Here is a 15,400-nt window from a genome sequence, read left to right as displayed (position 1 = left end):
CCAGGGCCCTGTTGGCGCAACCCATCTCCGCGCGACGGCCTGGGCCCTTGGGGCGCAGGCCGTCGCGCGGATGGGCAACCTCGCCCTGGGCGTGTGAGGGGAACCGCCGGGTCGGCTTCAGTAGTTCGGCTTCTTGATCAGGGTGTCTTGGCGGGCCGTGATGTCGGGGCGGTAGACCTGGGCGTCCCAGAGGGCGGGGTCGATGGGGTGGAGGGCGATGGAGATGGCGCCCTCGTCGCAGGCGAATGCTTCCTGGACCGCTGCCGTCAGTTTGGCGACCAGCTGGGTCTGCTCGTCGGGTGTGAGGGACTTCGGGAAGTGCTTGATGGTCAGGTGAGGCATGTCCGATTCCTTGTCTGGCGGGTGGTCTCGCGGTGGATGGCCTTGGCGAGTTCGTCGATGCCCGGGTCCCGGAGCACCCCGTAGTGGTCCGCGTCCAGGCGGACGAGTTCGGGGGTGGTGGACGCGAGGGCGGGGGTGCGTTCGATGAAGGAGAGTGCGTCGCCGCGGGCCTTGAAGATCGTCACCGGTGCCTGTACGGGGCGTCGGTCCGGGTCGGTTAGGTCGTACGTGAACCGGTAGGTGAGGCACACCACCGCGATCACCCGGCGGATGAGCTCCGCGTCGAGTTGCGGGAAGCGGCGGATCACGAACTCCGTGAAGCTCTGCTCGTCGTGCGTGGCCTTCAGGCAGGCCTCCAGGAGCGGGCCGCTGGTCGTGGCGCCGAAGACGGAGAAGAGGATGGTGACGAAGGCCGGGTCGGTGAAGTCCGCGGCGGCCCGGGTCGGCGCGTTCCTGCCGGGTATGTGCGGCGCGCCCGGTGCCAGCAGGAACAGGTGGTCCACCCGGGCGCCCGACCGCTCCAGCTGCCGGGCCGCCTCGAAGGCGACGCGGGCGCCGAAGGAGTAGCCCCACAGGGTGTAGGGGCCGTCCGGCTGGACGCGGCGCAGTGCCTCGATGTCGGCCCGGGCCATCTCCTCGATGCTGGGGAACGCAGTCTCGCCGCCGTTGATGCCGTAGGACTGGATGCCGTAGAACGGGCGGTCCCCGGCGGTACGGGCCGCCAGCAGGCGGAGGTTCATCGTGTAGCCGCCCAGGCCCGGCCAGCAGAAGACCGGCAGGGCGGCGCCGCCGGTGCTCAGCGGGATCAGCCGGGACGAGGTCGTGGTGTCCGGGGCGTCGACGCGTTCGGCCAGCTGCTCCACCGTCGGGGCCTCGAAGATCACCTGGAGCGGGAGCGAGCACGGGAACTCGCGGTTGATCCGGTTGACCAGGGTGACCGCGATGAGGGAGTTGCCGCCGCACTCGAAGAAGTCGTCCTGGACGGAGACGACATCGCGCTTCATCGCCGCCTTCCACAGGTCGCAGATCCTTGATTCGGTCTTCGTGCGCGGCGGGACGACGGGGCGGTCGCCGAAGGCCGCGGTCCTGTCGGCGTGCGACTCCAGGGCCTTGGAGTCGATCTTGCCGTTGGGCGTATGCGGCAGGCGGTCCATGACCAGGATCCTGTTGGGCAGCATGAATTCGGGCAGCAGGGCGACCAGGTCTTCCTTGATCAGCTCTGCCGGGCCCTTCATGTGGACGGTGTCCTCGTTCATGCCCTCGTGGGCGAGCTGTTCGTCGGTCACCTTGCCGCCGACGAAGAAGTACGACGGGCCGGTGGCCCGTCCGGCGTCCCGGAGGATGCCGGTCATCCGACGGGCGGAGGGCAGGTCGTTGCCGGTGCGTGAGCTGTAACCGGCCGACATGAAGCCGAGGTTGCCCGTGTTCAGCATCAGGTGCTGGAGTCTGCGGCCCAGGTCCAGATAGCCGCGCCGCTCCTGGTCGGCCCGGCTGACGATCGTGATGCCGAACCCGGCCCGCTCGTACACCGCCTGGTTGATGGCGATGACGTGGCGCTTGAGGACCAACTCGTCGGAAAACCTCTCCAGCCGTCCGTCCCGGTACAGGTACTGGCCGGTGGGGAGGTCGGAGCCGCTGCCCGGGTGGAACTGGACGTAGACGTCGGCCGCGTCCCTCTCCTGCGGTCCGGGCTCCGGGTCCCAGGGGGTCAGGGCGAAGCTGCCGAGGTAGTAGTCCTCCGGCGCGCATTCCAGCCGCTCTTGTATGCCGGGCTTGTACGGCGCGTCGCCGATGGCGAATCCGTAGGCCGGCAGGAGCTCGTCGAACAGGCCGACCATGTGGCCGGCCTCGATCTCCAGGACTTCACGGATGTTGTTCTTGTAGACGGGCTCGATGGCGCGCTTGTGGCCGATGAAGTGCAGCTGGATCCCGGACCCGGACCCGGCCTCGGCCTCCTGGATCAGGTACAGCTCATGGCGGAGCGGGTGGTAGTAGTAGCACCCCGGACGCAGGCTGCCGATCCCGGCCACCTCCAGGTAGAGCTGCGCCGCGTACAGCGATCCGGGTGAGGCGTAGGCGTATTTCGGCAGCAGCCGCTCCTGGCTCTGGAACTGGCCGAAGTTGCGGAGCAGTTCGCCGAGTTCGGCGAGCGTGATCTCTTCGGGGGAGCGCGGCGCGGCCCCCTCCACCCGTCGTCCCAGGGCCGCCACCACGTCCTGGGAGTCGACGCGCCCGCCGTCGTAGAAGCGGTACGTCTTGCGCGCGAAGGCGCGGCGGCGCTGCCGCGGGCTCGCCGTGGCACCGGGCAGGCCGACCGTCGTACGGGGGGCCAGGTCCTCGGCGTCCCGGACGCCGGGGCTCGACAGCTGGGCCTTGACCTGGAGCTTGGACTCCTTCGACAGGTGGTGCCCGTCGTGGTTGCCCTGGTCCATCAACGCGGCCTCGCGGGCGCTGAGTTCGATGCAGGCGATGAGGTTCTGGAAACCGGTGTGCGGGTCGTCGCGCACCAGCACCGCCGCGTTCTTCACCCAGTCGTGGGCCTCGATGGCCAGGCGTATCTCGTCCAGCTCGATGCGGAAGCCGCGCAGCTTGACCTGGTTGTCCGCCCGGCCCGCGAACTGCAGGGTTCCGTCCGGGTTCCAGTACGCCAGGTCACCCGTGCGGTAGAGCCGGTCGTGGGGGGCGGGGGCCCCGAAGGGATTCTCCACGAAGCGCTCGGCCGTGAGTTCCGGGCGGTGCAGGTATCCGCGGGCCAGCTGGATTCCGCTGATGTGCAGCTCGCCCGTCTCGCCGGGTCCCAGCAGCCGGCTGCCGGCGTCCAGGACGTAGTAGCGCAGCCCGTCCACGGGGGTGCCGATCGGGACGGACTGCGGACCGTCGCCGAGGGCTGCCGGGTCGACGGTGTGGGCCGAGGTGTTGATGGTGCACTCGGTCGGTCCGTAGATATTGACGACGGTACAGTTCGGCAGGATTTCCGTGCACTGCCGTGCGAGATTACGGGAAAGGGCTTCGCCGCCGCTGAAGATGTGGGTCAGCGAGGTGCACCGGTGCAGTTCATCGGTGTCGACGAGCGCTTGCAGCAACGTGGGAACGCACTGGAGTGTGGTGATGTCCTCGCGGATTACCGTCTGGACGAGCAGGTTCGGGTCACGGTGAATTCCAGGTGTTCCGACGACGACCGCGCTGCCACAGGCGGGGGCCAGGATCTCCCACTGTGCGGCGTCGAAACTCATCGGGGTCTTCTGGAGCACGACCCTCGTGGAGTCGAGCTGGTACGCCTGCCGGAGCCAGTTCATCTGATGCACGATGCTGCGGTGCTCGATCATCACACCCTTGGGTTTTCCGGTGCTTCCCGAGGTGTAGATGATGTACGCGAGGCTCTGTGGATCGGGATTCTTGGCAGGGGCGTTCTGTGATTCGCCGGAGCTCGACTTCCGGTATTCCGCCGCGTCTTCCAGCGTCGTGATCACCATATGTGGCGGGGCGATTTCCTCAAGTCGGCTCCGCAATGATTCCTGACAGAAGGCGACCGTGGCCCGGGCGTCCTCCAGCATGTACCGGAGACGCTCGTCCGGATAATCGGGTGACAGCGGGAGATAGGCACCGCCGGCGAAAAGCACACCCCATGTGCCGACCATGAGATCGAGCGAGGGATCGACCAGGACGCCTACCGGACTGTCCCTCGACACCCCGAGGTGCCGCAGGTGATGGGCCAGGTCAAGGCTGTCGGCGACCAGTTCGCGGAAGGTGAGGGTGTCGCCCCCGTGCCGGACGGCGATGTCGTCGGGACGCGTCTCCGCCTGTTCGATCAGAAGGTCTGTCAGGCATTTATCGACGACACCCGGATTTCCCATCGTATCCCCCCATTGTAATGCGTCTTCCCGTCGCCGGAATCCTGGAGAGTATGCGATCAGGCCACTGTGCTTGGCAAGTGGGTAGGTACGGACGGATCGGGGCACTCCAGTGGTGGGCGGTGTTTGGCCGACCCCTGCGACAGGCCGCGCATTCGGCCTTCGCGGCCTGATCTCTACGCCCGTATATGCCGGTTTGTCGTCCTATGTCAACCCCTGGATTATGTGCAGTGCGGTGACCCGAGCCATGGAAGTCATGGCGGACCCACGGGGCGCCCGGCAGAATCCGGGGAGTGGAATATCCGGGGGAGGGCCGATCCATGCTGGAAAAAGACCCGGCACCAGAACTGACCATTGAAGATCTGCGGGCACAACTCGACGCGATCGATGAGCGTTTCCTTCAAGAGTTGCGTGCTCGAATCGAAAAGTGTGTGGAAATCGGTCACTTCAAGCGAAAGCACGATGTGCCCATGATGCAGCCGCATCGCATTGGCATTGTCCAGGAACGCGCAGCTCTGTTCGGCGAGCAGCATGGAATCAATCAGGAATTCCTCCGCCGGCTGTACGAGCTGATCATCGAGGAGACCTGCCGGGTCGAGGATCTCGTCATCGGGGAAGCCGTAGGGGAAACCGTATGAGAACCCTGCTGATCGACAACTACGATTCCTTCACCTACAACCTCTACCAGCTTCTCGGTGAGGTGAACGGCCGCCCGCCGGTGGTCGTCCGCAACGGTACCGACTGGTCGGACCTCCGCCTCGACGAATTCGACGCGGTCGTCATCTCACCCGGCCCCGGCCGGCCCGACCGGGAGCGCGACTTCGGCATCAGCGCGCGGGCGATCCTGGACAGCGGGCTGCCGGTGCTCGGCGTGTGCCTCGGCCACCAGGGCATCACCCACCTCTTCGGGGGCCAGGTCGGTCTCGCCCCCGAGCCGATGCACGGCAGGGTCTCGCAGGTGCACCACACGGGCACCGGCGTCTTCGCGGGCCTGCCGTCGCCCTTTGACGTCGTGCGCTACCACTCGCTGACCGCCACCGAGGTCCCCGAGGACCTGGAGGTCACCGCCCGCACCGAGGACGGTGTGGTCATGGGCGTGCGGCACAGGTCCCGTCCCATCTGGGGCGTGCAGTTCCACCCCGAGTCCATCAGCAGCGAGTACGGCCGCGAACTGCTCGCCAACTTCCGGGACCTGGCGCTCGCCCACGGGCAGACCCGTGAGCAGAAGCCCGGGTACACCGTGCACGTGCGCAAGGTCTGGTCGCAGCCCGACACCGAGGCCGCCTACCGGGAGCTCTTCGCCGGCAACGACCACAGCTTCTGGCTGGACAGCGGCAACGTCATCGAGGGCCTGTCCCGGTTCTCCTTCCTCGGCGACGGCTCCGGACCGCTCGCCGAGTACGCCACGTACCGGATCAGCGACGGCGTCGTCACCGTCAGCACCCCGGGCCTCGCCGGCCGGGGCGAGGAGATCATCGAGCAGGGCTTCTTCGACTACCTCGACGAGCAGCTGAGGGCGCGCGAGGTGCCCGTCCCCGAGGGCCTGCCCTTCGAGTTCAACCTCGGTTACGTCGGCTACCTCGGCTACGAGATGAAGGCCGAGACCGGCGGCGGCGCCGTGCACAAGTCCGAAACCCCCGACGCCGCCTTCCTGTTCGCGGACCGGATGCTCGCGGTCGACCACGCCGAGGGCGTCAGCTACCTCCTCGCGCTCTCCAAGGGTGACGACACCGAGGCCCTGCGCTGGCTGACGGAGACCCAGGCCCGGCTGCTGCGCCTGCCGCCGGCCGCCGAAGCCGAGCGGCTGCCGTTCGAGGGCGTGGGCATGACCGACCCCGCCGCCGAGGGCACCGCGGTGCTGCGCCACGGCAAGGACGCCTACCTGGCCCGGATCGCCGAGAGCCTGGAGGAGATCCGGCAGGGCGAGACGTACGAGGTGTGCCTGACCAACACGGTCACGCTCAAGGCCCGGATCAACCCGCTGCGCACCTACGCCCAGCTGCGCCGCGTCAGCCCCGTCCCCTACGGTGCGCTGCTCGACTACCCGGGGGTGGCGGTACTCAGCGCTTCGCCCGAGCGGTTCCTCACGGTGGGTACGGACGGGGTCGCCGAGTCCAAGCCGATCAAGGGCACCCGGCCGCGCGGCGCGACGCCCGCCGAGGACGAGGCGCTGCGCCAGGACCTCCTCGGCCACGAGAAGGACCGCGCCGAGAACCTGATGATCGTGGACCTGATCCGCAACGACCTCAACATGGTCTGCGAGGTCGGCTCGGTGCACGTGCCGCGGCTCTTCCACGTCGAGACGTACGCGCCCGTGCACCAGCTGGTCTCCACGATCCGCGGCACGCTGCGCTCCGACGAGTCGGCAGTCTCCTGCGTCCGCGCGGCGTTCCCCGGCGGCTCCATGACCGGTGCCCCGAAGCTGCGCACCACGGAGATCATCGACCGGCTCGAAGAGGGGCCGCGCGGGGTCTACTCCGGATCGATCGGCTGGTTCTCGCTCAGTGGTGCGGCGGACCTGAGCATCGTCATCCGCACCCTGGTCGCCACCGAGGACCGGGTCAGCTTCGGCGTCGGCGGCGCGATCATCGCCCTGTCGGACCCCGAGGAGGAGTTCGAGGAGACGGTCGTGAAGTCCCGGGCGGTGGTCACCGCGGTCCTCGCGACGGCGCTGGACTCCGACACGGTCCAGGCCGACACGGCCTCGGCCGGGCCGGGCGGTGACCGGTGATCCGGCACGCCGTCGTCGTCGGCGGGGCGGGCGCGGTCGGCGCCCTGTTCACCGAACGGCTCCTGGAGACGGGTGCGGCGGTCACCGTCGTGGATTCCGCCGCCTCCGCGCCGTCCGACGAGCGGGTCCGCCGGATCCGCGGGGACGTCACGGCCGTGGACGCGGGCCTGGCCGCCGAGCTGGGCCGGGCGGACCTCGTCGTCCTCGCGCTGCCCGACGCGGTGGCCCTCGCGGCGGTCCCCCAGATCGCGGGCGCACTGCGGCCCGACGCCCTGCTGGTGGACACCTTGTCCGTCAAACAGCCCATCACGGACGCGATCCGCGCCCACGCGCCGGGCGTTCAGGCCGTCGGCGTGAACCCCATGTTCGCGCCCTCGCTCGGCTTCCCGGGCCGGCCGGTCGCGGCCGTCACGGTCAACGAGGGACCGCGCACCGAGGAGTTCCTCGCGCTCGTCGAGGGCTGGGGCGCCCATGTCGTACGCGTCGGCGCGGCCGAGCACGACCGGCTGGCCGGCGCCGCACAGGTGCTGCCCCATGCCGCCGTCCTCGGCTTCGGGCTCACCCTCGCGGGGCTCGGCGTCTCCGCCGCCGACCTGCGCGAGGTGGCCCCGCCGCCCGCGAACACCCTGTTGGCCCTGCTCGCCCGGATCGCGTCCGGAACCCCGGAGGTCTACTGGGACGTACAGGCCGCCAACCCCGAGGCGTCGGGGGTGCGCAAGGCGCTCGCCGACAGCCTCCACCGGCTCGCCGGAGTCGTCGAGGCCGGCTCCGAGGCCGACTTCGCCGCCGTCCTGACCGAGCTGCGCGACTACCTGGGCGAGGACCTCGCCCACCACCGGGACACCTGCGCCCGGCTCTTCACCTCCGTTTGAACCAGCTTCATTACTCATGCGTGCTTTGGAAGGTGTATCCGTGAACAGTTTCGCCCCCAGCGTCCTGACGCCGCAGCAGCGGGCCGCTCTCGCCGCCGACTCCACCGTGGGCGGCGGCAACCTGCTCCGCTCCGCGATCGCCGCCAGCCCGGCTCCCGACGAGCGGTTCATCCACTCCTCCCGCCCCATCGCCACCGCCACCGGTGAGCCCCGCCAGGACTTCAGCCTGATGGAGTTCGACGAGCTCGCCCAGGCGTGGTCGGCCTGGTACCTGGCGCAGGGCGTGCAGACCCGCGACCGGGTCGCGGTCTGGTTCGAGGACTCGATCGCCTACTCCCTGCACTTCTACGCGCTCGCCCAGATCGGCGCCGTCGCGGTGCTGATCAACTCCAACGCCCCGCAGGCGATCGCCACGTCCCTGCTGGAGCAGACCACCCCGGTCGGCCTCTACGCCGACCAGGCGCGGCTGGACATCCTGGGCGACACCGGCGAACTGAGCCTGCAGTGGGTCCAGTCCCTGGAGGAGCTGCCCGCCCCGCCCGCCGCCACGCTGCCCGAGTCCTCGTACTGGAACCACCACGACGAAGACCCGGTCGTGATCCTGCACTCCTCCGGCACCACCGGCCGCCCGAAGCCGACCCTGCACACCCACAAGTCGATCGTGGCCGGCCCGAAGTTCCGGCTGGTGGACCACACCGAGCAGCCCGGCGCGCTGATGATGACCGCGCTGCCGCAGTCCCACCTCGGCTGCGTCGCGTACACCGTGTACGCGGTCCTCGGCGGCACTCCGGTCGTCGCCCTGAGCGACAGCAGCGGCACCGCGCTGGCCGCCGCCGTCAAGAAGTTCCAGCCGACCGCGGTGATGTCCTTCGCGCACGGCTACGCCGAGCTCGCCAACCTCGACCTGCCGGTCGGCTCGCTCGACTCGGTCCAGGTGTGGACCTCCATCGGCGACGCCGTCCACCAGTCGCACATCACCAAGGTCCTCGCCCTGCGCAGCAAGGACCTGAAGCCCTCCGCCTTCTTCGACCGTCTCGGCACCACCGAGCTGGGCTGGGGCGTGCTGCTCAAGGTCCGCACGCTGGAGACCGAGCGCAACGACCGCTGCGCGGGCAAGCCGGTCGGCGTCGCCGAGGTCGCCATCCTGCGCAAGGACGGCAGCCTCGCCGACGACAACGAGGTGGGCTTCCTCGCCGCGAAGGGCCCGGCCATCACCCCCGGCTACTGGGCGGACTCCGACACCACCTACCGCTACAAGCTGGCCGGCTACTGGCTGCCGGGCGACATGGCCTACCGGGACTCGGAGGGCGACCACTACCTGGTCGACCGGGCCGCGGACGCCATCGTGACCGAGACGGGCACCGGCTACACGGTGTTCATGGAGGAGGTCATCCTCAACGACGTGCCCGAGGTCGGCGACGTCGCCGTGATAGCCGGCCGCCGCGGCGAGTCCGTGCTGCCGGTCGCGGTGGTCACCGTCGCGGAAGGCGCGGGCGACCCGGCGAAGCTGCTGCTGCGTGCCAACGAGGCGCTGGCGGCGGCCGGTCACCCGAAGCTCGCCGTCCTGGAGATCGCCCGCACCGAGGCGGACTTCCCGGTGGGCGTCACCGGCAAGGTCCTCAAGCGCGAACTGCGCGAGAAGTACGTGGACCTGCCCGCCTACGTCCAGCAGGCCGACGCCGCGTTCCTGGCCGCCACGGCGGAGGTCGGCGCATGAGCACCGCCGCCACCACCACCGGCACCACCGCCACCACCAGCGCCACCACGGACGGGCTCGCCGGGCCCGCGCGGGTCGAGTTCTACTTCGACCCGACCTGCCCGTTCGCCTGGATCACCTCGCGGTGGATCCTGGAGGTCCAGCAGCTCCGCGAACTCGACCTGCGCTTCCGCCTGATGAGCCTGTACGTCCTCAACGAGAACCGCGAGCTGCCGGACTGGTACCGCACGCTGGTGGACAACTCGCTGGCCCTGAACCGGATCTGCACCGCCGCCGCGCAGCAGCACGGCGAGGAGATCCTGGGCGGCCTTTACACCGAACTCGGCAGCAGGATCCACAACGGCGGGAACAAGGACTACCTCGCCGTCGCCGCCGAGGCGCTCGACGCGGTGGGCCTGCCGGCCGCGCTGCTGGCCGCGGCCGACTCGGAGGAGTACGACGAGCAGCTGCGCCGCAGCCACCACGAGGGCATGGACCCGGTCGGCGAGGACGTGGGCACGCCCACGATCCACATCGACGGAGTCGCCTTCTTCGGGCCGGTACTCAACTCGATTCCCCGGGGTGAGGAGGCCGCGCGCCTCTTCGACAGTGCGCGTGTCCTCGCGAACTACCCCGATTTCTTCGAGCTGAAGAGGACCCGGACCGGGAAGCTCAACTTCGGCTGAGCCCCACGGCGTGGTGGCCGCTCCGGACCGCGCGAGCGGTCCGGAGCGGCCACCACGCCTCAGCCGCACACAGCCACCGGACGGACGGCTGGAGACGGCCGGACAAGCTACCCGCCGACGTCAACGAGGGACCAAGGAAGACATGAACACAACGCCTCCCGCCGCGGCGGCCGCCTCCTCCCCGGAACGACCGGACGCATTCGTGCTCACCGGCTCGTTCCTCGTGGTGTGCCGGGCGCCCCAGTACCTGTCGGAGCTGTCCCGCCGGGGCCTGAAGATCCTGCTGATCACGCCGTCCGCGTGGCGCGACGAGGCACACCTCGCGATGAAGGACCCGTCCCATCCGGCCTCCGCCATCCACGAGGTCGCCTTCGTCGACGGCGACGTCGCCCGGGAGAACTCCTACCTGCCCGGCGTCGTATCGGCGGGCCGCCGCTGGCGCGAGGCGTACCACATCGTCGGCGCCTACGCGGTGGGCGAGACCCAGGTCGAGCCGACCGGGCTGCTCGCCGACGCACTCGACCTGCCCAGCCCCGGCCTGCGCGCCACCCGCGCCTGCCGGAGCAAGTACCTCCAGCGCTGGTACCTCCCGGACTTCAGCCCGGCCTCGCTGGTCCTCGCGGGCGAGGAACGCGACGGTGTTGACGCGGAGGCCGTGACGTACCCGGCCGTCGTCAAGCCCGCCGGCCGCCACTCCAGCTCCGGCGTGGCGACCGTCGAGGGTCCCGACGCGCTGCGGGCCATGCTCGCCACGTACCCGCCGTACGAGACCGTGCTGGTCGAGGAGAAGATCGCGGGCCAGGAGTACTCGGTGGAGAGCCTGGTCCAGGACGGCCGCGTCATCTTCGCCTCGGCCACCCGCAAGGACACCACCGACTCGCACGCGCACACCTTCGTCGAGCTGTCGCACACCGTGCCCAGCGACCGCCCGGACGCCGACGAGGCGCTCCTGGACGCGAACGCGCGGATGCTGCGGGGCCTGGGGTTCCGGGACGGCATCGCGCACTCCGAATGGCGCATCGACGCGACCGGGCGCGCCTACCTCATGGAGGTCGCCGCCCGCACGCCGGGAGACGGCCTGTGCGTCCTGTACGAACTGGCCACCGGCGCCCCGCTCGAACCCGAGATCGTCAAGATCGCCCTCGGTGAGCCGGCCGCCTATCCGGCCCCGCGGCGCGTGGCCCGCCAGGTGTACCTGGAGCACGACCCCGGTGTCCTTCAGGACGTCACACTGGACGGCTTCGACGTCGTGCCCGCCTGGGTCGGCGACGGCGGGCTGTGGCCGCGCATCGAGCCGGGCGCGCACGACGACGCGCCCACGCTGCGCGCCGTGTTCGTCCACAAGGACCGCGGCGCCCGGCTCGGCCCGCTGAACAGCTCCGAGGATCGGGCGGTCTCGTTCTTCATCGACGCGCCGACCGTCGAGGGCCTCGACGCGCTGGAGGAGCGGGTGCGCGCGGCGCTGACCATCAGCACCTCCAGCACCTCCAGCACCTCCCCTTCGGTGCCGGACACCGTCACCCACGTCCTGGTCGGCTACAGCCCGGTGATGCTCGGCAAGCTCGACGAGCGGCTGCCCGCCGGCTCCGTGCTCGTCCTGGAGGAACCGGCCGTGATCGCCGCCCGGGACCTCGCGGACCTCGCCGACCGGCACGCCTGCGTCGGCGCGCTGCTGCCCGCGCCGAGCCAGGACGAGCAGCACCCCGACCGGATCGCCGCGAGCGTCCCGCGGCCGCCGCGGGTGCGCGTCGTCGTCCCCGTCGTCGAGTACGCGGTGGTGGTCGCCGCCGCGCTCGCCGAGGCGTGGGGGCTGCCCGGAGCCGGCCCGAAGGCCGCCCGGGTCCTGCGCGACAAGGGCCTGCTGCGCGCCGCGCTGACCGGCACCTCGATCGCCCAGCCCGTCTGGGAGATCGCCGAAAGCGCCGAGGACGTCGCCGCGTTCCGGGCCGCCCGGGGCGGGCGGTGCGTGCTGAAGCCCGCCAACCGGCAGGCCAGCCTGGGCGTCCAACTGCTCGGTCCGGACGACGACGTGAGCGCGGCGTGGGCGCACACCACCACCGCCGACGAGCCGACGCTGCGCGCCCCGAAGGGGCAGGACACCGACCGCTTCCTGGTGGAGCAGCTGCTGACCGGGCCGGAGGTCAGCGTCGAGGCCGTGGTGCACGAGGGCGTCGTCGGCTTCACCAACATCACCGCCAAGAACGTCCAGGACTCCCGCTACCCGGTCGAGACGGGCCACACCGTGCCCGCCGACCTGCCCGAGGAGACCGCGGACGCGCTGCGCGAGGCGCTCGTCTCCCTGGCCGGGGCCGTGGACTTCCGCTCCGGGGTGCTGCACTCCGAGTGGATCCTCCACGAAGGCCGCCCGCACCTGGTCGAGTGCGCGGGCCGGCTCCCGGGCGGCGGCATCACCGTGCTGATCGACCTCGCCTACGACACCGACATCCTGGACAACCTGCTGTACGTCCTGGAGGGCGAGGGCCGGATAGGGGCGCTGCCCGCACGTCAGGGCGCGGCCGTACGGTTCCTGGCCGCGGCTCCGGGCGAGGTCCGGGAGGTCACCGGCGCGGCGGAGGCCGGCGCCGCCGAGGGCGTGCACATGGTCCACCTCGCGGTGGCGCCCGGTGCGACCGTCCTGCCCACCACCAGCTCCTGGGAGCGGGCCGGGTTCGTCATCGCCACCGGCGCGGACGGCGCGGCGGCCGGGCGGCACGCGGAGCGGGCGGCCGCGCTGATCGCCGTACGGACCGAGCCGGGGGACGGGGAGTCCCGGTGAAGCGGGTGTCCTGGCGGGACTACGTGCCCGCCACCGCGGCGGGCCGCACCTTCGCCGTCATCTCCCTGATCAACGCGGTCGGCACCGGTCTCTTCCTCGCCGCCTCCGCGGTGTTCTTCGTCCGCTCGGTGGGCCTGACGCCCACCGAGGTGGGCGCCGGTCTGGCCGTCTCCGGCATCGTCGGCTTCCTGACGACGGTGCCGATCGGCGCCGCCGCCGACCGTGTCGGCGCCCGGCGCACCCTGATCGCGCTCCAGCTGTGGCGGGCCTGCGGCTTCGCCGCGCTGTGCCTGGTGCACGGTCCGGTCGGCTTCACGATCGTCTCGTCCTGCCTGGCCGCGGCGGAGGCCGCGACCCAGCCGATGACGCAGGCCGTGGCCTCCGCGACGGTGGCCGGCACCGACCGCACGCGCACCATGGCGATCATCCGTACGGTGCGCAACGCCGGCTTCTCCCTGGGCGCGCTGCTCGCGGCGCCGCTGCTGGCGGCCGACAGCCTCTGGGCGTACCGGGGCATCGTCCTCGGCACGGCCGCCGCCTTCGTCGTCTCCGCGCTGATGCTCACCCGGCTGCGCGTCGACGGGGCCGACGCGGTCCAGCGCAAGGTCGGTCCGCTGGCGGCGCTCAAGGACTTCCGGGACTGGCGGTACCTGCTGCTGACCGCGCTGAACGGCGTGCTCAACCTGCACGTGACGATCCTGGCGGTGGGCATCCCGCTGTGGGTCATCGAGTCGACCTCGATGCCCGCGGGTCTGCTGCCGGCCCTGGTGCTGATCAACACCCTGATGTCGATCGTGCTCCAGGTCCCCGTCTCCCGGGCGGCCGAGCGCGAGGGCGGCGCGGCCCGCGCGCTGCGCCTGGGCGGCTTCGCGATGGTCCTGTGCTGTGCCGCGCTCGCGGCCGCCGCCGGACCCGCCTCCGCGTGGGCGGCGGCAGCGGTCCTGATCGCCGCTTGTGTGCTGCTGACGTTCGGTGAGATGTGGCAGGCCACGGGCGGCTGGGAACTCTCCTACGCCTTTGCCCCCGAGGACCGCAAGGGCGTCTACCTCTCGGTCTTCAGCCTGGGCGGCACCGGCCAGCGCATCGTCGGGCCCGCCCTCGTCACCTCCGTGGTGATCGCGGCGGGCCCGGCGGGCTGGCTGGGCCTCGCGGTCCTGTTCGGCCTGGCCGCCGTCCTGGTCACCCCCGTGACCCGCATGCTGCGGGTCACCACCCCTGTACCTGTGGAAGGGCTCAGCTGATGAACGACTCCAGGGAACTGCTGCTCGTCGGCATCGGCACGATGGGCCGCCCCTACCTCGACGCCGCCGCCCGGCTCGGCCTGCGGGTGCGCGCCGTCGAGTCGGCCGCCGTCTGGGAGAACCGCCCGGTGGATCTCGCCGAGCGCTTCTACCGGGTCGAGGGCGGCCAGGACGAATCCTGGGCCCTGGGCGTGTCCGAGGCGGTCGCCGAGTCCCGGCCGGACGGCCTGGTCGCCTTCGCCGAGCCCCACGTGATCTCCGCCGCGCTCGCCCAGGACCGCCTGGGCCTGCGCGGCCCCTCCCTCCACGCGGCGGTGATCTCCCGCAACAAGGCGTTGCAGCGGGCGACTTTCGGCGCGTACGGAGTGCCGCAGCCGGAGTACCTCCAGGTCCCCTCCGTCGCGAAGGCGCGCGAGTGGATGCTGGAGCGGCTGCCCGTCGTCGTGAAGCCGCTGACGCTCGCCGGCAGCGAGGGCGTGGAGCTGGTCCGTACCGAGGCGGCGGTGGAGGACGTCATCGCGCGCCGCTCGGGCGAGGGCGCGGTGCTCGTCGAAGAGGCCGTCGAGGGCCCGGAGTACAGCTGGGAGGCGCTGGTCCGGGACGGCGAGGTGCTCTTCGAGAACGTCACCGCGAAGGAGACCACCGCGCCGCCGTACTTCGTGGAGCTGTGCCACCGCGTCGGCCATGTCTTCGAGCCGGAGCTCGCGCAGCGGGTGACCGCCCTCACCCGGTCCGTGCTCGACGCGATCGGCATGCGGACGGGCCTGGTCCACCTGGAGTTCAAGGTGGGCGCGCGGGGGCCGGTGCTGATCGAGATCGCGGTGCGCACCCCCGGTGACTACCTGCCGGACGCGATCGGTCTGGCGTACGGCTTCGACCTGTACGAAGCCGTGCTCCGGCTCTCCCTGGGGCTGCCCCTGGACGGCCTGGTGAACAGCCGGCCGGTGTCCTGGGCCGCCACCGTCTTCCCGACGGCCGGGCCCGGCACGATCAGCGAGATCTCCGGGGTGCCGGAGGTGCTCGCGCATCCGGCCGTCGTACGGGTCCGGCTGCGCAAGGGGGTCGGCGACACCGTGCGCCCGCTGACCTCCTCGTCCCAGCGGATGGGCCACGTCCTGATCAACGCCTCCTCGCCGGACGAGCGTGAGGACGCTCTGGCACACGTACACGACACCCTGCTGATCCACGTCGCGCAGAACTGATCC

Annotated in this window: 10 protein-coding genes; 8 read left to right on the top strand and 2 right to left on the bottom strand. The window is 70.9% G+C overall.

What is annotated here, in order from left to right; genetic code table 11:
• Window positions 1–117: 117 nt before the first annotated feature.
• Both MTF65_RS12955 and MTF65_RS12950 read right to left on the bottom strand, forming a co-directional pair.
• Complete coding sequence (locus MTF65_RS12955; RefSeq protein ID WP_243628804.1) at window positions 118–342, bottom strand: tautomerase family protein; 225 nt, start codon at window positions 340–342, stop codon at window positions 118–120.
• The gene (locus tag MTF65_RS12950) at window positions 330–4,196 is read right to left on the bottom strand and encodes an amino acid adenylation domain-containing protein (protein ID WP_243628803.1); all 3,867 of its coding nucleotides are present in this window, start codon (window positions 4,194–4,196) and stop codon (window positions 330–332) included. Before MTF65_RS12950 ends, MTF65_RS12955 begins: the two co-directional genes overlap by 13 nt.
• A 317-nt stretch (window positions 4,197–4,513) precedes the next feature.
• Here MTF65_RS12950 and MTF65_RS12945 point away from each other — a divergent pair, with 317 nt between their 5' ends.
• The 8 genes from MTF65_RS12945 to MTF65_RS12910 all read left to right on the top strand — a co-directional run bounded on the left by MTF65_RS12945 (window position 4,514) and on the right by MTF65_RS12910 (window position 15,397).
• Window positions 4,514–4,831 carry a chorismate mutase family protein gene (locus MTF65_RS12945; RefSeq protein ID WP_243628802.1) on the top strand — a complete coding sequence of 106 codons (318 nt, stop codon included), beginning with the start codon at window positions 4,514–4,516 and terminating at the stop codon, window positions 4,829–4,831.
• Window positions 4,828–6,924 (top strand): aminodeoxychorismate synthase component I, encoded by a 2,097-nt coding sequence (pabB, locus tag MTF65_RS12940; RefSeq protein ID WP_243628801.1) that lies wholly within the window; start codon window positions 4,828–4,830, stop codon window positions 6,922–6,924. The genes MTF65_RS12945 and pabB overlap by 4 nt, the downstream gene beginning before the upstream one ends.
• The gene (locus MTF65_RS12935; RefSeq protein WP_243628800.1) at window positions 6,921–7,796 is read left to right on the top strand and encodes a prephenate dehydrogenase; all 876 of its coding nucleotides are present in this window, start codon (window positions 6,921–6,923) and stop codon (window positions 7,794–7,796) included. The genes pabB and MTF65_RS12935 overlap by 4 nt, the downstream gene beginning before the upstream one ends.
• A gap of 40 nt (window positions 7,797–7,836) precedes the next feature.
• Complete coding sequence (locus tag MTF65_RS12930) at window positions 7,837–9,513, top strand: class I adenylate-forming enzyme family protein (RefSeq protein WP_243628799.1); 1,677 nt, start codon at window positions 7,837–7,839, stop codon at window positions 9,511–9,513.
• The gene (locus MTF65_RS12925) at window positions 9,510–10,178 is read left to right on the top strand and encodes a DsbA family protein (protein WP_243628798.1); all 669 of its coding nucleotides are present in this window, start codon (window positions 9,510–9,512) and stop codon (window positions 10,176–10,178) included. The genes MTF65_RS12930 and MTF65_RS12925 overlap by 4 nt, the downstream gene beginning before the upstream one ends.
• Before the next feature lie 142 nt (window positions 10,179–10,320).
• On the top strand, window positions 10,321–12,954 hold the full coding sequence (locus MTF65_RS12920; RefSeq protein WP_243628797.1) for an ATP-grasp domain-containing protein: 2,634 nt from the start codon (window positions 10,321–10,323) through the stop codon (window positions 12,952–12,954).
• Complete coding sequence (locus MTF65_RS12915; RefSeq protein WP_243628796.1) at window positions 12,951–14,195, top strand: MFS transporter; 1,245 nt, start codon at window positions 12,951–12,953, stop codon at window positions 14,193–14,195. The genes MTF65_RS12920 and MTF65_RS12915 overlap by 4 nt, the downstream gene beginning before the upstream one ends.
• Window positions 14,195–15,397, top strand: coding sequence for an ATP-grasp domain-containing protein (locus MTF65_RS12910; protein WP_243628795.1), 1,203 nt, complete (start codon window positions 14,195–14,197; stop codon window positions 15,395–15,397). The genes MTF65_RS12915 and MTF65_RS12910 overlap by 1 nt, the downstream gene beginning before the upstream one ends.
• The last annotated feature ends 3 nt before the right edge of the window (window positions 15,398–15,400 follow it).

Origin of the sequence: Streptomyces sp. APSN-46.1 (assembly GCF_022815725.1) — a bacterium.
In the GTDB taxonomy this organism is placed as follows: Bacteria; Actinomycetota; Actinomycetes; order Streptomycetales; family Streptomycetaceae; genus Streptomyces.
This window is presented reverse-complemented; position numbering and strand designations above follow the sequence as displayed.

Coding starts and splice junctions, on each gene's coding strand:
- MTF65_RS12925 (WP_243628798.1), top strand. CDS start 9,510: ATGAGCACCGCCGCCACCACCACCGGCACCACCGCCACCACCAGCGCC.
- MTF65_RS12950 (WP_243628803.1), bottom strand. CDS start 4,196: ATGGGAAATCCGGGTGTCGTCGATAAATGCCTGACAGACCTTCTGATC.
- MTF65_RS12910 (WP_243628795.1), top strand. CDS start 14,195: ATGAACGACTCCAGGGAACTGCTGCTCGTCGGCATCGGCACGATGGGC.
- pabB (WP_243628801.1), top strand. CDS start 4,828: ATGAGAACCCTGCTGATCGACAACTACGATTCCTTCACCTACAACCTC.
- MTF65_RS12955 (WP_243628804.1), bottom strand. CDS start 342: ATGCCTCACCTGACCATCAAGCACTTCCCGAAGTCCCTCACACCCGAC.
- MTF65_RS12920 (WP_243628797.1), top strand. CDS start 10,321: ATGAACACAACGCCTCCCGCCGCGGCGGCCGCCTCCTCCCCGGAACGA.
- MTF65_RS12945 (WP_243628802.1), top strand. CDS start 4,514: ATGCTGGAAAAAGACCCGGCACCAGAACTGACCATTGAAGATCTGCGG.